This window comes from Actinomadura miaoliensis (genome assembly GCF_039536785.1).
Classification (GTDB): Bacteria; Actinomycetota; Actinomycetes; order Streptosporangiales; family Streptosporangiaceae; genus Spirillospora; species Spirillospora miaoliensis.
Genome location: NZ_BAAAZG010000036.1, coordinates 103,625 through 123,044, shown reverse-complemented (window position 1 = coordinate 123,044; position 19,420 = coordinate 103,625). Strand labels below are relative to the sequence as shown.

General features: G+C 74.2%; 17 protein-coding genes. 5 read left to right on the top strand and 12 right to left on the bottom strand.

Translation table 11 applies throughout. The features are described from left to right. The 4 genes from ABD811_RS24060 (at position 1) to ABD811_RS24045 (ending at position 5,903) form a co-directional block, all read left to right on the top strand. Positions 1-1,182: an alanine racemase gene (locus ABD811_RS24060; RefSeq protein ID WP_344951851.1), complete on the top strand. Its 1,182-nt coding sequence runs from the start codon at positions 1-3 to the stop codon at positions 1,180-1,182. After that, positions 1,179-2,474, top strand: a complete 1,296-nt coding sequence (locus ABD811_RS24055) for a phosphopentomutase (protein WP_344951848.1) — start codon at positions 1,179-1,181, stop codon at positions 2,472-2,474. The genes ABD811_RS24060 and ABD811_RS24055 overlap by 4 nt, the downstream gene beginning before the upstream one ends. 96 nt (positions 2,475-2,570) lie before the next feature. Next, positions 2,571-5,087 (top strand): DEAD/DEAH box helicase, encoded by a 2,517-nt coding sequence (locus ABD811_RS24050; RefSeq protein WP_344951845.1) that lies wholly within the window; start codon positions 2,571-2,573, stop codon positions 5,085-5,087. A 15-nt stretch (positions 5,088-5,102) separates the two neighbouring features. Continuing rightward, positions 5,103-5,903 (top strand): carbon-nitrogen hydrolase family protein, encoded by an 801-nt coding sequence (locus tag ABD811_RS24045; protein ID WP_344951842.1) that lies wholly within the window; start codon positions 5,103-5,105, stop codon positions 5,901-5,903. Between the two features lie 46 nt (positions 5,904-5,949). On the opposite strand, the gene ABD811_RS24040 is transcribed toward ABD811_RS24045, so the two are convergent. The 5 genes from ABD811_RS24040 to ABD811_RS24020 all read right to left on the bottom strand — a co-directional run bounded on the left by ABD811_RS24040 (position 5,950) and on the right by ABD811_RS24020 (position 10,326). Beyond that, complete coding sequence (locus ABD811_RS24040; RefSeq protein WP_344951839.1) at positions 5,950-6,999, bottom strand: NAD-dependent epimerase/dehydratase family protein; 1,050 nt, start codon at positions 6,997-6,999, stop codon at positions 5,950-5,952. 103 nt (positions 7,000-7,102) lie between these two features. Next, positions 7,103-7,660: a Clp protease N-terminal domain-containing protein gene (locus tag ABD811_RS24035; protein WP_344951836.1), complete on the bottom strand. Its 558-nt coding sequence runs from the start codon at positions 7,658-7,660 to the stop codon at positions 7,103-7,105. A 4-nt stretch (positions 7,661-7,664) separates the two neighbouring features. Then, positions 7,665-7,898 carry a helix-turn-helix domain-containing protein gene (locus ABD811_RS24030; protein WP_344951833.1) on the bottom strand — a complete coding sequence of 78 codons (234 nt, stop codon included), beginning with the start codon at positions 7,896-7,898 and terminating at the stop codon, positions 7,665-7,667. A 68-nt stretch (positions 7,899-7,966) separates the two neighbouring features. Beyond that, positions 7,967-8,986, bottom strand: a complete 1,020-nt coding sequence (locus ABD811_RS24025; RefSeq protein WP_344951831.1) for a CNNM domain-containing protein — start codon at positions 8,984-8,986, stop codon at positions 7,967-7,969. Next, positions 8,983-10,326, bottom strand: a complete 1,344-nt coding sequence (locus tag ABD811_RS24020; RefSeq protein ID WP_344951828.1) for a hemolysin family protein — start codon at positions 10,324-10,326, stop codon at positions 8,983-8,985. Before ABD811_RS24020 ends, ABD811_RS24025 begins: the two co-directional genes overlap by 4 nt. A gap of 226 nt (positions 10,327-10,552) precedes the next feature. Here ABD811_RS24020 and ABD811_RS24015 point away from each other — a divergent pair, with 226 nt between their 5' ends. Next, complete coding sequence (locus ABD811_RS24015) at positions 10,553-11,557, top strand: hypothetical protein (protein ID WP_344951825.1); 1,005 nt, start codon at positions 10,553-10,555, stop codon at positions 11,555-11,557. Positions 11,558-11,576: 19 nt separating this feature from the next. Here ABD811_RS24015 and ABD811_RS24010 read toward each other — a convergent pair whose 3' ends face one another. The 7 genes from ABD811_RS24010 to ABD811_RS23980 form a co-directional block, all read right to left on the bottom strand. Continuing rightward, positions 11,577-12,548, bottom strand: a complete 972-nt coding sequence (locus tag ABD811_RS24010) for a nitroreductase family protein (protein WP_344951822.1) — start codon at positions 12,546-12,548, stop codon at positions 11,577-11,579. Next, positions 12,545-13,684, bottom strand: a complete 1,140-nt coding sequence (locus ABD811_RS24005; protein WP_344951819.1) for a hypothetical protein — start codon at positions 13,682-13,684, stop codon at positions 12,545-12,547. Before ABD811_RS24005 ends, ABD811_RS24010 begins: the two co-directional genes overlap by 4 nt. After that, complete coding sequence (locus tag ABD811_RS24000) at positions 13,681-14,130, bottom strand: DUF4188 domain-containing protein (protein ID WP_344951817.1); 450 nt, start codon at positions 14,128-14,130, stop codon at positions 13,681-13,683. The genes ABD811_RS24005 and ABD811_RS24000 overlap by 4 nt, the downstream gene beginning before the upstream one ends. Next, complete coding sequence (locus ABD811_RS23995; protein WP_344951814.1) at positions 14,130-15,752, bottom strand: phenylacetate--CoA ligase family protein; 1,623 nt, start codon at positions 15,750-15,752, stop codon at positions 14,130-14,132. Before ABD811_RS23995 ends, ABD811_RS24000 begins: the two co-directional genes overlap by 1 nt. Before the next feature lie 109 nt (positions 15,753-15,861). Then, positions 15,862-17,067 (bottom strand): Cmx/CmrA family chloramphenicol efflux MFS transporter, encoded by a 1,206-nt coding sequence (locus tag ABD811_RS23990; RefSeq protein ID WP_344951811.1) that lies wholly within the window; start codon positions 17,065-17,067, stop codon positions 15,862-15,864. Between the two features lie 102 nt (positions 17,068-17,169). Further along, positions 17,170-17,742, bottom strand: coding sequence for a TetR/AcrR family transcriptional regulator (locus tag ABD811_RS23985; RefSeq protein ID WP_344951808.1), 573 nt, complete (start codon positions 17,740-17,742; stop codon positions 17,170-17,172). An 89-nt stretch (positions 17,743-17,831) separates the two neighbouring features. Beyond that, positions 17,832-19,205, bottom strand: coding sequence for an FAD-binding oxidoreductase (locus ABD811_RS23980; RefSeq protein WP_344951805.1), 1,374 nt, complete (start codon positions 19,203-19,205; stop codon positions 17,832-17,834). Between the last annotated feature and the right edge of the window lie 215 nt (positions 19,206-19,420).

Sequence of the window (19,420 nt, the reverse complement as noted above, 5' to 3'; positions counted from 1 at the left end):
TTGTTCCTTGACGCCGTCCTGGCCCGCAATCCGCGTCTTGTCGAGACCGCCGCCGCGTTGCACCGCGACGGACGCATCCCGCCCGACACGTACGTCATGGACCTCGACGCCGTCGAGGAGAACGCCGCGCTGCTCGCCGCGCGGGCCGACGGGCTCGGCCTGCGCCTGTGGTTCGTCGTCAAGCAGGTCGGCCGCAACCCCGAGCTGATCCGGGCCGTCGCCCGGCACATTCCCAGGTTCGCGGCCATCGACCCGCCCGAGGCCCGCGTCCTGCACGCGGCCGGCGCGCGAGCCGGCAACCTGGGGCACCTGGTGCAGATTCCGCGCCGCGCGCTGCCGGAGATGCTGGCCTGGCGGCCCGAGGCCGTGACCGTCTTCGACACCGCCAACGCCCGCGCGGTGTCCGCCGAGGCCCGGCGCCAGGGCATCGTCCAGGACGTCCTGGTGCGGATCGAGGGGGCGCCCGGCGCCGTCTTCCCCGGCCAGGAGGGCGGTGTCCCGCCGGAACACCTGGACGCCTTCGCCGAGGAGGTCGAGCGGCTGCCCGGTGTCCGCATCGCCGGCGTCACCGCGTTCCCCTGCCTCACCTGCGACCCGGACAGCGGTGAGGCGCACCCGACGGCCACCTTCGAACGGGTCCTGGCGGCCCGCGACCTGCTGGCCGGACGGGGCCACGGCCCGCTCAAACTCAGCGCGCCCGGCGCCACCTGCGCCGCGACGCTGCCGCTCCTCGCCCGGCGCGGCGCCACGCACGGCGAGCCGGGCCACGCCCTGACCGGCACGACACCACTGCACAGCGCCGACCCGTCCCAGCCTGAGAGACCCGCCTACGTGTACGTCAGCGAGGTCGCCCACATCCTCGCCGACGGACGCCCGGCCCTCTTCGGCGGCGGTTTCTACCCGCGCGGCACCGTCACCGCCGCCTACCTGCCGCGCTCGGGAGAAAGGCTGCCCGTGCTGGACGCGCCCGCCGAGAACATCGACTACTACCGGCTGCTGGAAAGACCCCGCCGCCCGGGGGCGGCGCAGGTCGGGGACACGGCGGTGCTCGCCTTCCGCACGCAGGTCTTCGTCACCCGCAGCCACGTCGCCGTCGTCAGCGGGCTCTCCAGCGACGGCCGCCCCGTGCTGACCGGCCTGTACGACCCGTTCGGACGGCCCGTGCACGGAGGCCGGTCATGAGCAGGACGGTCATGAGCAGGACGGTCATCGTCGTCATCGACGGCTTCGGGATCGGGGCGATGCCCGACGCGGGCGCGCTGCGCCCCGGCGACGCCCACGCCGACACCCTCGGGCACACGCTGGACCGCTTCGGCGCCGCCGCCGGGCGACCGCTGCGGCTGCCGACACTGGAGGCGCTGGGCCTGGGGCTGCTGCACCCGCACCGCGATCTCGCCGGACGGCCGACGCTGCCCGTCGCGGCCGGCCGCGCCGCCCTCGGCTACCCGGGCGCCGACTCCTTCGCCGGCCACCAGACCATGATGGGCGCGGACTTCAGCGCGGTGACGGTGTCGACGCTGGGGGAGCGTCTGGAGGAGGTGACCGCGGCGCTGGAGGCGGCCGGGCGCACCGTGCGACGGCTGGACGGCCGCCCCGTGCTGGTCGTCGACGAGACGGTGCTCGTCCACGACAACCTCGAAGCCGACCCGGGCATCAACTGGAACGTCTCCGGACGTCTGGAGGATCTGCCGTTCGACGGCATCCTGGCGATCGCCCGCACCGTCCGCCGGGTCGCGCCCGTCACCCGCGTCATCGCCGTCGGCGGGCACGCGGACGGCCCGCTGCACCGCCATGTGCGCGACGGCGACGGCGGCACCGTCGGCCTGGACACTCCGGCCAGCGGCTTCTACCGCAACGGTGGCCTGCGGGTCCAGCACCTCGGCGTGCCGCTGGATCCCACCAGGCTGCTGCCGAACCTTGCCGCGCGCGCCGGTGTCCCCGTGACCCTGGTCGGCAAGGCCGCCGACATCCTGTCCTGCGACGCGGCCGTGCGCCGCCCCGCCGTGTCCACCGCCGAGGTGCTCGCCCACACCCTGCGCGCCGCGCGGGCCGGCGGTGACGCCCTGGTCGTCGCCAACGTCCAGGAGACCGATCTGGCGGGCCACCAGCAGGACCCCGCCCGCTACGGCACCCTGCTGGAGCGGGTGGACGCGGGTCTGGCGGAACTGGTCGCCGTCCTCGACTCTCCCGGCGACCGCCTGATCGTCACCGGCGACCACGGGAACGATCCGGCCATCGGGCACTCCTACCACACCCGCGAATACGTCCCGGTGATCGTCCACCGCCCGGAGGCCGCGGAACCGCGGCTCCTGCCCGACGCGGAGAGCCTCGCCGACGTCGGTGCCACCGCCGCGGCGGCGCTGGGCCTGGACCCCGCCGGCCTGGCCTGCGGCACGCCGCTGCGCCGCCCGCCGGAACCGGGCGCGGAGATTGCCGCCGATCCGGGCGCCGGCGGACCGCCGTGCCGCAGGTGACGCGGGTGGCGGCACGGGGCCACCGCTCGGGGGCGGCCCCGTGCCGCCCGTCCTTGTGGGCGGTCGTGGCGCGGGCACCCGGCGGACACGGGCAGGATGGAAGGCGTGAACCTCATCGATCATCTTCCCTCCGGTACGGACGTCGACCCCGACTCGCTGTTCGAGGCGTTCGGACGATGGGTGTCGGGACGCGGGATCACCCTGTATCCCGCGCAGGAGGAGGCGCTGATCGAGGTGGTCTCCGGCGCCAACGTGATCCTGGCCACACCGACCGGGTCGGGCAAGAGCCTGGTGGCGGCGGGGGCGCTGTTCGCGAGCCTGGCACGCGACCAGGTGGGCTTCTACACCGCGCCGATCAAGGCGCTGGTGTCGGAGAAGTTCTTCGACCTGTGCGAGATGTTCGGCCGGGAGAACGTCGGCATGATGACCGGCGACGCCAGCGTCAACGCCGACGCGCCGATCATCTGCTGCACCGCCGAGGTGCTGGCCAACATCGCCCTGCGCGACGGCGCCGACGCCGACATCGGCCTCGTGGTGATGGACGAGTTCCACTTCTACGCCGAGCCCGAGCGCGGTTGGGCGTGGCAGATCCCGCTGCTGGAGCTGCCTCAGGCGCAGTTCCTGCTGATGTCGGCGACGCTCGGCGACGTGTCGTTCTTCCAGAAGGACCTGACCCGGCGCACCGGACGGGAGACCGCGCTGGTGTCGTCGGCCGAGCGGCCCGTCCCGCTGATCTACGACTACCGCACCACCCCGCTGCACGAGACGATCGAGGAGCTGCTGGGCGAGCAGAAGGCCCCGATCTACCTGGTGCACTTCACCCAGGCCGCGGCGATCGAGCGGGCGCAGGCGCTGATGAGCGTCAACGTGTGCTCCAAGGCGGAGAAGCAGCAGATCGCCGAGATGATCGGCAACTTCCGGTTCACCACCAAGTTCGGCCGCAACCTGTCGCGGTTCGTGCGGCACGGCATCGGCGTGCACCACGCCGGGATGCTGCCCAAGTACCGGCGGTTGGTGGAGCGGCTGGCGCAGGCGGGGCTGCTCAAGGTGATCTGCGGGACGGACACCCTCGGCGTCGGCGTGAACGTGCCGATCCGCACGGTGGTGTTCACGGCGCTGAGCAAGTACGACGGGCACCGGGTGCGCCGCCTGCGGGCCCGCGAGTTCCACCAGATCGCCGGACGGGCCGGGCGCGCCGGGTTCGACACCGTCGGGTACGTGGTGGCGCAGGCCCCCGACCACGTCGTCGAGAACGAGAAGGCGCTGGCCAAGGCGGGCGACGACCCCAAGAAGCGGCGCAAGGTGCAGCGCAAGAAGCCCCCGGAGGGGTTCGTCGGCTGGGACGAGGACACCTTCCGCAAGCTGCAGTCCGCCGAGCCGGAGATGCTGCGGTCCCGGTTCCAGGTCAGCCACGCCATGCTGCTGTCGGTGATCGCCCGCCCGGGCAACGCGTTCCAGGCGATGAAGAAGCTGCTCACCGACAACCACGAGGACCGGGCCGCGCAGCGCCGGCACATCTCCCGCGCCATCGCGATCTACCGGTCGCTGCTGGCGGGCGGGATCGTGGAGGTGCTGGACGAGCCCGACGAGCAGGGCCGCTACGCGCGCATCACCGTCGACCTGCAGGAGGACTTCGCCCTCAACCAGGCCCTGTCGACGTTCGCGCTGGCCGCGTTCGAGATCCTGGACCCCTCCTCGCCCACGTACGCGCTGGACGTGCTGTCGGTGATCGAGGCGACGCTGGACGACCCGCGGCAGATCCTGGCCGCGCAGGAGAACAAGGCCCGCGGCGAGGCCGTCGCCGAGATGAAGGCCGAGGGCATCGAGTACGAGGAGCGGATGGAGCTGCTCCAGGACGTCACCTATCCCAAGCCCCTGGAGGAGGAGCTGGCGGCGGCGTACGAGACCTACCGGGCCGGGCACCCGTGGGTCGGCGACCATCCGCTCAGCCCCAAGTCGATCGTGCGGGACATGTACGAGCGGGCGATGACGTTCACCGAGTACATCTCCCACTACGAGCTGGCCCGGGCGGAGGGGCTGCTGCTGCGCTACCTGTCGGGCGCCTACAAGGCGCTGCAGCAGACCGTCCCCGAGACGTTCAAGACCGACGAGCTGATGGACCTCATCGCCTGGCTGGGCGAGCTGGTCCGCCAGGTCGACTCCAGCCTGCTGGACGAGTGGGAGCAGCTCGCCCATCCCGAGGACGGGCCCGTCCAGGAGCCGATCGAGGAGAAGGTCACCAAGGTCACCGCCAACGCCCGGGCGTTCCGGGTGCTGGTGCGCAACGCGATGTTCCGCCGGGTGGAGCTGGCCGCGCTGGAGCGGTACGACGAGCTGGGCGAGCTGGACCCGGAGCTGGGCGCCGACGGGTGGGCCGAGGCGATGGAGGCGTACTGGGACGAGCACGACGACCTGCTCACCGGCCCCGACGCGCGCGGCCCCAAGCTGCTGATGATCGAGGAGGTGCCGGAGGAGGCCCTGTGGCGGGTCCGGCAGGTCTTCGACGACCCGGCGGGCGACCACGACTGGGGTATCAGCGCCGAGGTGGATCTGACAGGCTCGGACGAGGCGGGTGAGGCGGTCGTCCGCGTCACCGGCGTCAACCGGCTCTGATCTGGGAGGGGTTCCATGGTCCAGGTGGCCGTCGCGCAGTTCGCGCCCGGGGTCGACAAGGAGCAGAACCTGGCGGGCCTGCGCAAGCTGGTCGAGGAGGCGGCGGCCCGGGGCGCCCGGGTGGTGGTGCTGCCCGAGTACGCGATGTTCACCGCGCCGCGCATGGACGAGCGATTCGTCGCGTCCGCCGAGGACCTGGACGGCCCGTTCGCCACCGGGCTGGCCGAGGTGGCCCGGCGGCACGGCGTGCACGTCGTCGCCGGGATGAACGAGCGCACCGACGACCCCGGCCGCATCTCCAACACGCTGCTGGCCGTCGGCCCGGACGGAAAGATCGCCGCGACCTACCGCAAGATCCACCTGTACGACGCGTTCGGCATGCGCGAGTCGGACGTGATCCGTCCCGGCGAGATCGCCGAGCCGGAGACGTTCACCGTCGACGGCCTGCGGTTCGGCCTGCAGACCTGCTACGACGTGCGCTTCCCGGAGGTGACGCGGCGGCTGGTGGACGCGGGCGTGGACGTGCTGGCGCTGCCCGCCGACTGGGTGCCCGGCCCGCTCAAGGAGGACCACTGGCGCACCCTGGTGCGCGCCCGCGCCATCGAGAACACCATCTACGTGGCCGCGGCCGACCAGCACGCCCCGACCGGCGCCGGCAACAGCATGATCGTCGACCCGATGGGCGTGGTCGTGGCGTCGCTGGGCGAGGGCACCGGGACGGCGGTCGCCCCGGTGTCGGCCGAGCGCATCGCCGCGGTCCGCGCGACGAACCCGGCGCTGGAGCTGCGCCGCTTCACCGTCGCGCCCCGCACCTGACCGCGCCCCCGGCCGTGCAACCGGCCAGGGATCGGGCCGGACGCCGCTAGGGGCGACGGCCCACCCCGGTCACCAGCTCGCGCAGGCGCATCGGGCCGCCGGTCTCGGGCGACAGCGGGGGAGTGTCCATGCCGGCGCCGCTGCGCAGCCCGTCGAGGAACTCGCGCAGCGCGTCCATCGCGCTGTACCGGGGCATCCACCCGAGCTCGGTGCGGGCCCGGGTGATGTCCATGACCGGCAGGTGCAGGGCCAGGTCGAGCAGCTGCGGCGAGGCCGGCACCAGGCCGAGCTCCCACGCGACGGTCAGCGCGGCCTTGGCCCCGCGCGCGGGAAGGCGGACCTTGCGCGCGTGCAGCAGCTGCGCCAGCTCGTCCGGGCCGATCACCGGGTCGGCGGCCAGGTTGAACGGCCCCCGCACGTCCTCGGTGACCGCCAGCCGGTACGCCTGCGCGACGTCGTCGGTGTGCAGCGCCTGGAACCGCAGCCCGGGCACGTCCGGCACCACCGGGATCAGGCCCGGCCGCACCAGCGGGTTCGGCAGGAGCGGCCCGGCGAACAGCCGCCGCTGGCCGGACGCCGACTCCCGCTTGAAGATGAACCCGGGGCGCATGCGCACCACCCGGCAGCCGGGATGCTCGGCCTCGAAGGCGTCCAGCAGCCGTTCCACGTAGGCCTTCTCCCGGCCGTAGGCGGCGGTGGGCCAGCTGTGCGTGGGCCACGACTCGTCCACGGGACGGTCGTCGGGCCCGGGGGAGTAGGCGCCGACGGACGAGGCGTACACCAGCGCGGGCACGCCCGCGTCGGCCACCGCCTGGAACACGCGGGCGCTGCCCACCACGTTGGCCCGCCAAGTGATCGTCGGCGTGTGCGTGGGCTGGAACAGCCAGGCGAGGTGGACGACGGCGTCCGCGCCCCGGAACAGGCTCGTCAGGTCGGCGTCGGTGACGTCGGCCCGCGCCCACTCGGTCTTGTCGATCCGCAGCCGGGGACGGCGGCGGGCGATCCCCAGGATCGAGGTGATCCGCACGTCGGCGGCCAGCGCCTGGGCGGTGCTGGTGCCCACGTTGCCCGTGGCTCCCACGACGACGACCCGCATGATCGCCTCCTTGGCGCTGTCGCGGTCAGGTTCTCCGCGCCGTACCCCGCAGCGCCCCGCCCATGCGTCCCGCCCCCGGCCGGGGGCGGGACGCCGGCCCAGGTCAGGCGGCCTCGCTGGTGATCAGCCGCGTCACGTCGGCGCGCAGGGCGTCCACGTCCACGCCGGAGGTCTTCAGGATCGACACGGCGGGGTTGTCCTCGTCGTGCAGCACGCCCAGCAGGATGTGGCCGGTGCCGATGCTCTTGTGCTTGAGCCTGAGCGCGTGCCGCAGGCTCAGTTCCAGGGACTTCTTGGCGCCCTTGGTGAACGGCACGTGTGAGCGCCTGCCCGGGCGCCACCGGCCGGGCGGGGCGTCCAGGGCGCCGGCCCCGAAGGACTCCTCGGCGGCCTGGCGCACCGCGTCCAGGTCGATGCCGATTGACCGCAGCGCCTCGGGGTCGAGAGGGTCCCCGCCGGTCGTGGTGCGGGCCAGCCGGCTCCGCAGGTCGTGGGCCTCCAGCCCGTGCCCCCGCAACGCCCGGCCCGCCGGGCCGGCGTCCTGGACGAGGGCGAGCAGCAGGTGTTCCGGGCCGATGTGCCGGTGGCCCAGCTCCCGCGCCGCCTCCTCCTGGGCCAGCACCACCACCGCCCGGGCGTCCTTGGTGAACCGCTCGAACATCGCCTCATCGCTCCTTCGTCAGGATCCGCCGGCCGCCGCCGTGCTTCTTGTGGACCGCCTGGCGGCTGACCCCCAGGCACACTGCGATCTCCTGCCAGGACCAGCCCCGCTCGCGGGCGTTGGCCACCTGCAGCGCCTCCAGCCGTTCGGCCAGTTCGCGCAGCGCGCGCACGGCCCGCAGACCGACGGCCGGGTCCTGGCTGCCCGCCTCCTTGGCGAGCGTCACTCCGTCGTCCATGGTGTCAATGTAGGTTGACAGCATGGCGGTGTCAACCCATGTTGACAGTGCCCGGGTGGGCGCGCCGATCAGGCGGGGGTGAGCAGCGTGGTCAGCAGATCGTCAAGGTTGATCAACCCGGCGGGGCGGCCGTCGGGGGCGAGCACCAGGCCGAGCTGGCTGTGGTGGGCGCGCAGCGTCGCCACCGCCTCGGCGACCGGGGTGGCGATCGGCAGGGCGGGCACCGGATGGGCCAGCTCGCCCGCCGTCGTCCGGGCGCCCCGGGCCCGCGCCACGTACGCGTCCCGCACGTGCACCATGCGCGCGGCGCCGCCCCGCCCGGGGCCCCGCACCATGAGGCGGATCAGGCCGTGCCGGGCGGCGGTGTCGACGATCTCCCGCGGGGTGGCGGCGGCCGGCACCGCGACGATGTCGCCGACCGGCATCACCAGGCCCGCCAGCGGGGCGCGCGGCGCGTCCAGCGCGGCGGTGAGCAGCCGCAGGTCCGTCTCCCCGATCAGCCCCAGCCGCCGCGACTCCACCACCAGGCTGCGCAGCTGCTCGGGCGTGCGCGACACGCTCGCGGTGTCGCGCGGCGGGACGCCGACCAGGCGCAGCAGCAGGTTGGTGGTGGCGTTCAGCACCGCCAGCACCGGTCGGGTCACCGCCGAGAACGCCCGGAACGGCGGTGCCAGCAGCATCGCCGACCGCTCCGGACGCGTGATCGCCCACGACTTGGGCGCCATCTCGCCCAGCACCATGTGCAGGAACGTCACCAGGCCGAGCGCGAGCACGAACGCCACGGCGTGCGCGGCCGCGGCCGGCAGCCCGGCCGCGTGCGCGAGCGGCGTCAGCGTGTGCGCGATCACCGGCTCGGACACCAGGCCCAGCCCCAGCGAGCACATGGTGATGCCCAGCTGCGCCCCGGCCAGCATCAGCGACAGCTCGCGGATGCCCGCCACCGCCGACGCGGCGGCCCGGCTGCCGCGCGCCGCGGCCCGCTCCAGCCGCGGCCGCCTGGCCGCCACCAGCGCGAACTCCGAGGCGACGAAGAACCCGTTGCCCGCCAGCAGCCCCACCGTCACCGCAAGGCCCGTCGACAGGTTCACTCCGCCCCCCTCTCCTCGCTCTCCGGCACCGCGGCCGCCAGCCGGATCCGGATCGTCTCGGGGACGTGCCGGTGCACCGTCACCACCTCGACCACCGCCCGGCGCGGCGGCTCGTCCAGGCGGGTCGGCGGCAGGTCCACGGTGACGACGTCGCCCGGCTCGGCGACCCGGCCCAGGCGCCGCAGCAGCAGCCCGGCCACCGTCTCGTAGTCGCCCTCGGGCAGCGCGATGCCGGTCTCGTGCGCCACCTCGTCCACCCGCAGCCCCGCGTCGGTGATCCACCACTGGCCGCGCCGCTGCGCCGGGACGCCGCCCGCCTCCAGCTCGTCGGCGATCTCCCCGACCAGCTCCTCGGCCACGTCCTCCCAGGTGATCAGGCCCGCGAAACCGCCGTACTCGTCGATCACGAACGCCACGGCGGTCCCACTGGCCTGCAGGCGCACCACCACGTCCGGCAGCGGCAGCGTGCTCGGCAGCATCAGCACGGGCCGCGCCACGTCCCGCACGGGGGTGCGCGCGTCGGGAGGCAGCCGCACCAGCTCCTCCAGGCCGACCACGCCCAGCACGTCGTCGACGCTGTCGCCGACCACCGGGTAGCGGCTGTGCCCGGCCCCGGCGATCACCTCGGCCATCCGGGCGACCGGCGTGTCGCCCGGGACGGTCACCACGTCCACCCGCGGCACCATCACCTCCCCGGCGGTGCGGTCGGGGAACGCCAGCGCCCGTTCCAGCAGGTCGGCGTGCTCCTCCTCCAGCTGCTCGCCGGACTCGCCGATGATGTGGCCGAGCTCCTCCAGCGTGGCGCCGTGGTGGAGCTCCTCCACCGGCTCGATGCCGGCCGCGCGCAGCAGCCGGTTGGCCGAGGCGTCGAACAGCCGGATCAGCGGCGCCGCCACCGCCAGGTAGACCAGGGTGGAGGAGGCCAGCGCGCGGGCCATCGTGTCGGCCCTGGCCAGCGCCAGGTTCTTGGGGAACAGCTCGCCCAGCACCATCTGGATCACCGTGGCGAGCAGGAAGCCGAGGGCCACGGCGATCCCGCCGACCGCGCCCGCCGGCACCCCGGCCGCCGTCAGCGCCGGGGCGATCAGGTCGGCCAGCGCCGGCTTGGCGATGAACCCCACGACCAGGGCGGTCACGGTGATGCCGAGCTGGGCGCCGGACAGCATGAACGACAGCCGCTCCATCACCCGCACGGCGCGGGCCGCGCGCCGGTCGCCCCGCGCCGCCAGCGCCTCCAGCGTGGGGCGGTCCGCAGTGACGAAGACGAACTCCTGGGCCACGAAGTACCCGGTCGCGGCGGTCAGCGCCACGACGGCCGGCAGCCCGAGCGCCAGGTCCACCGAACCTCCCTCCCGTACGGGGCTCCCGGAGATCCTCCATATCCCCGATCTCCCGTCCGCCACTCGGGGTCACGCCGCGCCGGGGCCGGCGAGGGGTCGGCGAGGGGGCGACGAGGGGGGTGCCATCGGGCGGGGTCGCTTTGGCATTCTGGAGTAAGTCCCGTCACACGTGACAGGGACGACAGGGCATCGGTTTTACGGTTTTCCCTACCCGCCGGGAGTGCCCATGACCGACGATAAATGTCCCCGTCCCGTCTTCGACCCGGCCATCCCCAGCGGCGACCGGGCGCTGCTGGCGGCGGCGCCGGAACGGCTGACCGCGGCGAGCCTGCCCGCCCCGTCCCCACCGCGCGCGAGCGCCGCCACGATCGCGGCCCGGTCGGTCTGGATCCCGGTGTTCGCGTTCTTCTACGGCGTGCTGCCCGGCGGCTGGCTGCGGCTGTTCTTCCTGGCCTCGCTGGACGAGGACGACCTGATGGGCGGGGTGTTCCGGTGGGGCCGCGCGGCGGTGGCCGCGATGATGCTCACCCCCGCCGTGCAGGTCGTGCTGATCCTGCTCGGCATGGGCAGGGCCGCGGTCGCGCTGGCGGCCGTCAGCTTCGTCGCCTGGGCGGCCGGCGCGGTGCGGCACCTGCGCGAGCCCGACGCGTCCCGGGCGGCCCGCGCGCACCACGGCCGCTACCTGCTGCCCGCCGACTTCGACCGGCCCGCCGCCCGGCTGCTGGTGCGGGCCCAGCGGGCGATCGACACGATCCTGGGGTCCAAGGCGCACAGCGCGGGGCTGCTCGACGACGTCAACAACGCGGTGGTGCTGCCGCGCCAGGAGTGGGCGGTCGCCTGCGCACTGGCCGAGCACACCCGGCTGCGCCGTGAGCGCCGCGCCCAGCAGCCCGAGCGGCTGACCGAGTCCGTCCGCGAGCTGCTGGAGCCGCAGCACCGCGCCCTGGAGCTGTCGGTGCGGGCGATCACCGAGCGGATCGAGGCGCTGGAGGAGTACGCCCAGCGGGCCCGGGAGGCCGACGACGCCTTCCACGAGTGGCGGGTGCTGCGGCGGCTGCCCGAGCAGAACGCCCGCTACCAGGACCTGCTGGCCCGCACCGTCGGCCACGACCTGGCCCGCGAGGAGATCAGGCGGCTGGCCGACGACGCCCGCCGCGCCGAGCACGCCCTGCGCGCCAGCATTGCCTCGGCCCTGCGCACGGGCCGCGCCGTCACCGCGCCCCCGGCCTGATCCCCGCCGGGGCCGCGGTTCAGCGAACGCGGCGTGCCGACCGGGGCGGCGGCTCGGCGGGCCGCCCGACCCGCACGACGCTGAGCAGCCGCGCCGGGTCGTCCACGTCGAGCAGGCGGGCGAGGGCGGCGCGCGTGGCGGGCGCGTCGATGATCTGGCTCAGCGGATGGGTGGTGTGGCCGAGGCGGGACAGCGCCAGCCACTGCCGCATCAGCACCCGCCCCATCGCGACCTGCCCCTCGGGCGGGCAGCCGGCCGGGCCGACGAGCACCAGCACGTCGCCGTCGTAGTCGAGCAGGCCCCGCGACGACGCCGCGAGCAGGCGCGGCAGGCCGACGCGCCGCAGCAGCGGGTACGCGCGCGGCGACAGGACGGCGCGCAGCCCGAGCGCCTCGGCGCGGCCGAGCCGCAGGGCCCGGTCGGTGAGGCCGTCCCGGTCGTAGCGGGGATCGCGGGGGCTCAGGCGCAGCCAGGCGCGCAGCTCGCGGGTCACCGCGGGGTCGCCGAACATGTGCCGGTCGGCGTCGTACAGCAGCCCGGCCAGCCGGCGGCAGGGCAGCCGCAGCGTCCGGGCTCCGGCCGCCTCGGCGAGTTCGGCGACGGTCCTGAACACCGCGTCGTCGAGCCGCCCGGGCCGGTAGGGGACGCGGCCGGAGCGGCGGGCGCGCACGTCGCCGACGGTGAACGGGGTGCGGTACGGCTCGTCGGCGGCCACCAGGTGACCGATCCGCCGCCGCGCCTGGTCGTAGTCGGGGCGGAAGCCGACGGCCAGGCCCGCGTCGGCGCACACGATCAGGCACGTCTCGGTGAACGCGCCCAGGCCCAGCCGCAGGTCGCGTCCGGTCGGGTCGGCCACGGGCAGCGCGTACGCCGGGTCCCAGCCGATCTCGGCGGAGCCGTCGCGGTAGCGCAGCGTCCACGGCTGGGTGTTGTGCGCGCTGGGCGCCCGCCAGAAGTCGGGTTCGAGCGCGCGCAGGTCGCCGGGGTTCACCGCAGGTCCGTGTCGTAGCGCAGGTCCGTCTCGTAGCGCAGGTCCGTCTCGTAGAAGGTGTAGCCGTGCAGCGGCCTGCCGCCCATCGCGACGTACTGCGCGGCCGATCCGGCGTTGGCGCGCTCCACGAACGTGCTGCGCAGCGTCCGGTAGCCGCCGGCGCGCAGGTTGCGCAGCAGCTCACGGGACAGCAGCCGCATGTAGCCGCGTCCCTGCTCGTCCGGCACCGTGCCCTTGACGATCAGGACGGCGTCGCGGCGGTGCCGGGAGCGGGTCAGCAGCAGCCGCACCTGGTTGGGCAGGTTCAGGTCGCCGTCCACGCCCGCCACGAACTCGGAGATGTCCGGCACGCACAGCACGAACGCGATGGGACGTCCCGCCTTGGTCAGGTAGAGCAGCAGCGACTCGTCGATCAGGTGGGAAAGGCCGTCGGTGGCCCGGTCCAGCTGCTCGGCGGAGATCTCGGTGTAGTAGCCGAGCGGGGCGAAGGAGGCGTTCAGCATCTCCCGCAGGATCGGCAGCTGCTCGCGGAACCGCCTGCGCGAGCCGCGGTGCACCACCAGGTCCTCCGCGGCGGCACGGGCGTCGTCGAAGCCGAACACCTCGTCGGGGTCGGCGGTGACCGGGCAGATCCACGTGTCGGACTCGAACCGCCGGGCGAACCCGTACGCCTCGTAGGCGCGCGGGTAGTAGGCGGGGTTCCACGCGCTGTCGATGAACCCGCGTTCGGAGAACCCGGAGGTGATGACGCCGCCGGACTGGTTGGGCAGCAGCGACACCGGCCCGAACGCTGTGGCCTTCCCGGCCTTCGCCCCCGCCGCGCGGATCGCGTCGAACAACGCGCGTGCGGCGCGCTCGTCGTCCACGAACTCGGTGAGCCCGAACAGCTGGGCGGGGCGCCCGATCTTGGCGTCGAAGGCGGCGTCGGTGTGCAGGGTCGTGCGCGCCACGACCTGGCCCGCCGCGTCGCGCAGCACGTACAGCCGCACGTCCGGGACCTCGCCGCGGAACCAGCCCCGGATCTGCTGCCGCAGCGGGGGCACGAACCGTCCGTTCCCGCCGTGGAGGCGGCGTGTGAGCTCGGTGAACTCGCGCAGCTCGCGTCGCGTCCGCACGGCCTCGAAGGTGAAGGTCATCGGCCGTCACGGGCGACCGGCGGGCCCTGCTCCTCGTGGCTGAGCGGCGTGAACTCGGGAATGTGCGCCATGACGTTCTCCTCGGCGCGCCACACGCCGTTGCTGTAGCCGTGCGGTTCGGCGTTGTAGATGCGGATGTAGCCGCCGGTGGCGTTCTTGGTGCCGTCGGTCACCCAGCGCATCAGCCTGCGGTGGTGGCGGCTGCGCGCGAACAGCAGCAGCGCGTCGCGGTCCTCGAAGAACGCCAGCGTGCCCAGCGTGAACGGGAACTCCCAGTACACCTTGTGCCAGCAGTAGCCGCGCATCCGCTTCATGTCGCGGACCATCCGGAACCAGGTCAGGCTCAGGGTGAGGATCGACAGCGGGCCGCGGTACCGGGTGGCGCCGACGAACATCGCCGTCGCCTGCCCCTGCCGGGGCGCCCTGCTGAAGTCGGTGGTGCGCATCAGCAGGCCCTCGCGTGCCGCGCGGCGTCCGCCGCCGGGGCGTCCTCGACCAGGTAGACGTTCTTGAGCCTGCCGGTGCCCGCGAACGGGCCCTCGCCCGGCCGGAACACCCGCACCCGCAGGTCGCCGGCCGCCGGATCCTCCCTCAGCGACTCGGCGAAGTCGCGGGACACCGCGGACAGGTGGTCGCGGACGCCGTCGCGGCAGATCCGCGCCAGCCTGGCGACCGCCGTCTCGTCCAGATCCGAGCCCTCCCGCAGCTCGATGTTGACGACGGGACGCGACTCCAGGTCCGGCAGCTCCTCCAGCGACAGGCAGAACCGCGCGATGTCGGCGGCGTACGGGTTGCCCGCGTACAGGCCGTTCTCCACGTCCTGCGGGTAGAGGTTGGCGCCCATGTAGGAGATCGTGCTGTCGGCCCGTCCGAACAGGAACAGCAGCGGCAGCGCCATCCTCTCGTCGCCGGTGGCGCGGCGGCACTCGGCCCACCGCTCCGGGTCCCGCCGGATGATCTCCCGGACCCTGGTCAGCGGGTGCAGCAGCGCCTCGTCGCCGACGTTGTAGCGCAGCTTGGGCTGCAGGCAGGTCTTGCTGTTGATCGTGCACAGCAGTTCGCCGCGCGCGTTGACCTCCAGGTACGTCTCCAGCGGGTTGTAGTGGAAGATCATCGGGAGTCGCTGCTCGTGTTCGCCCAGCAGCTCGCGGCGCAGCTCGGCGTCGACGGCCAGCCGCTTGCGCAGCCACACCGTGAACCCGGTCTCGGCGCCCATCCCGATCGTCAGGTCGCTGGCGCCGTAACCGGAGCGGACCTCCTCCAGGCGCCGCTCCAGGTAGTCGCGCAGCGCCTCGGTCATCCCCTCGCCGCCGACCATGCCCCGGATCCGGTAGTCCCGCCAGGGGAAGCCGAGCGCGTCCAGCCGGTCCACCAGGTGCTTGAGGAACGGCGGGTAGGCGGCGACGACGTAGTCGAAGCCGGGGCCGAAGTGCTCCAGCGTGTCGACGATCTTCTCCAGGTCCGGGCCGGTGTTCTTGACCATCGCGATGCGGGCCATCGCCGCGCCGGTGGTGGTGCCGGTGGCCCACGCGCCCATCGAGTAGGCGTTGATCACGAACAGCCGCCTGCCAGGGAAGACGAGCTCGATGTACCCGGCGGCGTTGCGGTGGATCTGCTTCAGCTCGCGCGGGCCGCGCAGCCAGTTGTACGGCTTGCCGGTGGAACCGGACGACTCGTCCACGATCACGCCGGGCCGGTGCAGCCGCCCCTCCTGGCACCGGCTGGCCTCGTCGTAGACGCTCGCGTAGTTCCGCTTGGTCGTCTCGGGGAAGTCGGCCAGGCGGCGGGGCCGCTGAGCGCCCGCCCGCCGCACGAAGTCGCGGTAGGCGGGCACGTCGACGGCGGCGAACGCGCACGCCACCCGCGCGTGGCGGGCGGCCAGCCGGTCGAGCGCCGGATGGTAGTGGCGGGCGGTGAACCGCCACACCGCCGGATGCGCCGCCGCGCTCCGGTACACGCCGGTCAGCAGCCAGGAGCACGCCTGCAGCCGGGCCCGGCGCCAGCGCTCGCGCGGCGTGAGCCGTCCCAGCCGGGGCGACAGCCGCGCCCCCGCATCCTCCCTCGCCATGATCACCATCCTGTCGGTGCATTCCGTGAACGTCTGGAAGGGAAGTCTGCGTGACACGGGGGCGCGGGGGCATCCGCCGCTCGACGGGGTTCCACCCCCGTACAAGTACCTAGGTGGTCGGCGCCGCGGTACTCACCGGCGCCTCGGCCGCGGCGGGCACGGCCGCGGGGCGGCGGTTCAGGGCGGCGCCGAGCGCCACCGTGGCGAGCGCGACGGCGCCCAGCCCGGCGCCGATCCACCCGACCGCCGGGTACCCCGCGCCCGCGCCGATCGCCAGGCCGCCCAGCCAGGGGCCCGCGGTGATCCCGACGTTGAACGCCGAGAAGTTGGTGGCGGCCGCCAGTGTCGGCGCCCGGCCGGCCAGGGCGAACACCCGGGTGTTCAGCGCCGGGTTGGTGGCGAAGCCGAACGCGCCCAGCAGGAAGACCAGCGGAACGGCCAGCGCGGGCGTGCCCAGCGACAGCGCCAGGGCCGCGGAGACGACGACGGCCCCCGAGACGCCCGTGTACAGCGTGCCGAAGGGGTGCCGGTCGGACGTGCGGCCGCCGACGGCGATGCCGAGGAACGACCCGACCCCGTACAGCACCAGCACGGCGGGCACCCAGCGTTCGGCCAGCCCGGTGGTGTCGGTGAGCATCGCGCCCAGGTAGCTGAACGTCACCAGCAGCGCTCCCGTGGACAGCGCGGTCGTGCCGTAGGCGAGCCAGAGCCGCGGGTTGGCCATGGCGCGCAGCTCCTCGCCCAGCCGGGGCACGGCGTCCGGGTCGGGACGGCCGCCCGGCAGCGTCGCCAGCACCCCGGCCATGGCGAGCGCCGACAGCGCGGCCACCGCCCAGAACGCCGCCCGCCAGCCGAGATTCTGGCCGATGAGCGTGCCGCCGGGCAGCCCGACGATGGTGGCGACGGTCAGCCCGCCCGCGACGACGCTCATCGCCTTGCCGCGCGCGTTCTCCGCCACCAGCCCCACCGCCGTGACCGAGGCGACGGCCCAGAACCCGGCGTACACGAACGCGCCGAGCGCGCGGGTCGCCAGCAGCGTCCAGTAGCCGGGGGCCAGCGCTCCCGCCACGTGGGTCAGCGCGAAGATCGCCAGGAAGGCCAGCAGGGTGGCGCGGCGGGGCCAGCGCAGGGTCAGCACCGCCAGCAGCGGCGCGCCGACCAGCATCCCGGCGGCGAACGCCGAGATCAGCAGGCCCGCCTGCGGGACGGACACGCCGAGGTCGGCGGCCATGCCGGGCAGCAGCCCGGCGAGCATCAGCTCCGAGGTGCCCTGGGCGAAGATCGCCAGGCCCAGGACGTAGACGGCCAGTGGCATGGGGGTCCCTTCGGTTTTGGATTGATCAGTTCAATATGAGGGCGAAAGAAAGGGCGGCACGGCGGCCGCCCGGCGCTCGCGAAGGTCAGGGCCGCCCGGGCGTCACAGTGCGTCCAGGGCGGTGCGGGCGATCGCCTCCAGGACGTCGCGCCCGGCGCCGCCCCGCGCGGCCACCCGCATCCCGCCGATGGTGGCGATGACGAAGTGGGCCAGGGCGGCGGGGTCCTTGCCGGGGTCGATCTCACCGCTGCGGCGTCCCCGGTCGATCGCCGCGCGCAGCGCCTCGAAGCGCAGGTCGTAGTTGCGGCGCAGCCATGCGGCGGTCTCGGGGTCGCGCGGGCCCAGCTCGACGAGCGAGTTGACCACCAGGCAGCCCGCCGGATCGTCCGGGTCGGGCTCGACGGCCCGCCACATCAGCGTCCGCACCTTCTCCCTGGTGGGCAGGTCGGACTCCAGCACCTCCATCGTGTCGGCGTCCTTGGCCTCGGCGTAGCGGCGCAGGGCCTTGCCGAACAGGTCGCGCTTGCTGCGGAAGGTGTTGTAGACGCTGCTGCGGCCCAGGCCCGTGGCCGCGCACAGGTCCTCGGTGGAGGTCGCCTCGTACCCGGCGGCCCAGAAGGCGCGCATCGCCGCCTCCACCGCCCGGTCCTCGTCGAACTGTCTCGGTCGCGCCATGCCGGCACGCTACCATGTTTTGGATCGACCGATGCAAAACCGGCGGGCGGCCGGCGGCCACCGGAGCGGCGCGGCCGGCCGTGCCGTCCTCAGTCGAACACCTTGCCCGGGTTGAAGATCCCGGCCGGGTCGAGGGCGTCCTTGACGGCGCGGTGCAGGGCCAGCACCGCCGGGCCCGCCTCGGCGGCCAGCCCGCGCATCTTCAGCAGCCCCACCCCGTGCTCGCCGGTGACGGTGCCGCCCAGCTCCAGCGCCGCGTCGATGATCCGGTCGAACGCCCGCCGCGCCCGCGTCCGCGCCGCCTCGTCGCCCGCCGGGACGATCATCAGCGGGTGCAGGTTGCCGTCCCCGGCGTGCGCGATGTTGGCGATCCGGATCTCCTCCTCGGCGCCGATCCGCTCGATCCGCCCCAGCATCTCCGGCACCAGCATGCGCGGCACGCAGACGTCCTCGGTCAGCACCGGGCCGAGCCGCTCCAGCGCCGGGTAGGCCAGGCGCCGCGCCGCGAACAGCGCGTCGGCCTCCGCCTGGTCGGTGGACCGCGCGCTCCACGTGGCGCCCGCCGACTCGAAGCACGCCAGGACGGCGTCGGCCTCCTCGTCCCCGGCCGCGCCCGGCGCGTCGCAGCGCGCCAGCAGCAGCACGTCGCCGTTGTCGGCCAGCCCCATGTGCTTCCAGTCGTCGACGGCGCGCAGGCAGTACCGGTCGACCAGCTCCAGCGCGCTCGGCACCACCCCGCGGGACGTCACGGCGGCGACGGCCCGCCCCGCGTCGGTCAGCGCGTCGAAGCAGCCGACGACGGTGCGCTCGGCGGCCCGCGCGCCGCGCAGCCGCACCGTCACCTCGGTGATCACGCCGAGCGTGCCCTCCGACCCGACCAGCAGCCCGGCCAGGTCGTACCCGGCCACGCCCTTGGCGGTGCGGCGGCCCAGCCGCACCACCTCGCCGCGGCCCATGACCGCCTCCAGGGCCAGCACGTAGTCACGGGTGACGCCGTACTTCACGCAGCACACCCCGCCCGCGTTGGTGGCGACGTTCCCGCCGATCGTCGACCACGGGGAGCTGGCCGGGTCCGGCGGATACCACAGCCCGTGCTCCGCGCACGCCGCGCGCAGGTCGTCGTTGACCACGCCGGGCTGCACCACCGCCAGCCGCTCGTTCGCGTCGATCCGCAGGATCCGGTTCATCGCCTCGAACGAGATCACCACGCCGCCCGCGACGGCGTTGGCGCCGCCCGACAGCCCGGTGCCCGCCCCGCGCGGCACCACCGGCGCGCCGTGCTCGGCGCAGCACGCCACCACGGCCGCCACCTCGGCGGTCTCCCTCGGCCGCACCACCGCGGCGGGCGTCTCGTAGGGCGCCCAGGCGGCCTCGTCGTGGGCGTAGGACGCCAGGATCCCGGGGTCGGTGACGACCCGGTCGGCGGGGAGGACACGTTCCAGCGCGGCAGCGATATCGCCCATACCCGCACACTATTCGGTCTCCCGAGTACGGCCCGGGCGTACCGGCCGACGCCGGTCGTTCCCCCCGCAGACAGGCATGGAGCCTCGCTATCATGGGTGATCGGCCGTGCTCTGTGCGGTGACGCGGCCGGAGACGGGGCGCCGGCATCCTCGGCCCCCGCCTTTTTCCTGTTTCGACCGGCTCGGCGCCGGTCCTTTTCGTGTCCGCCCGCCCT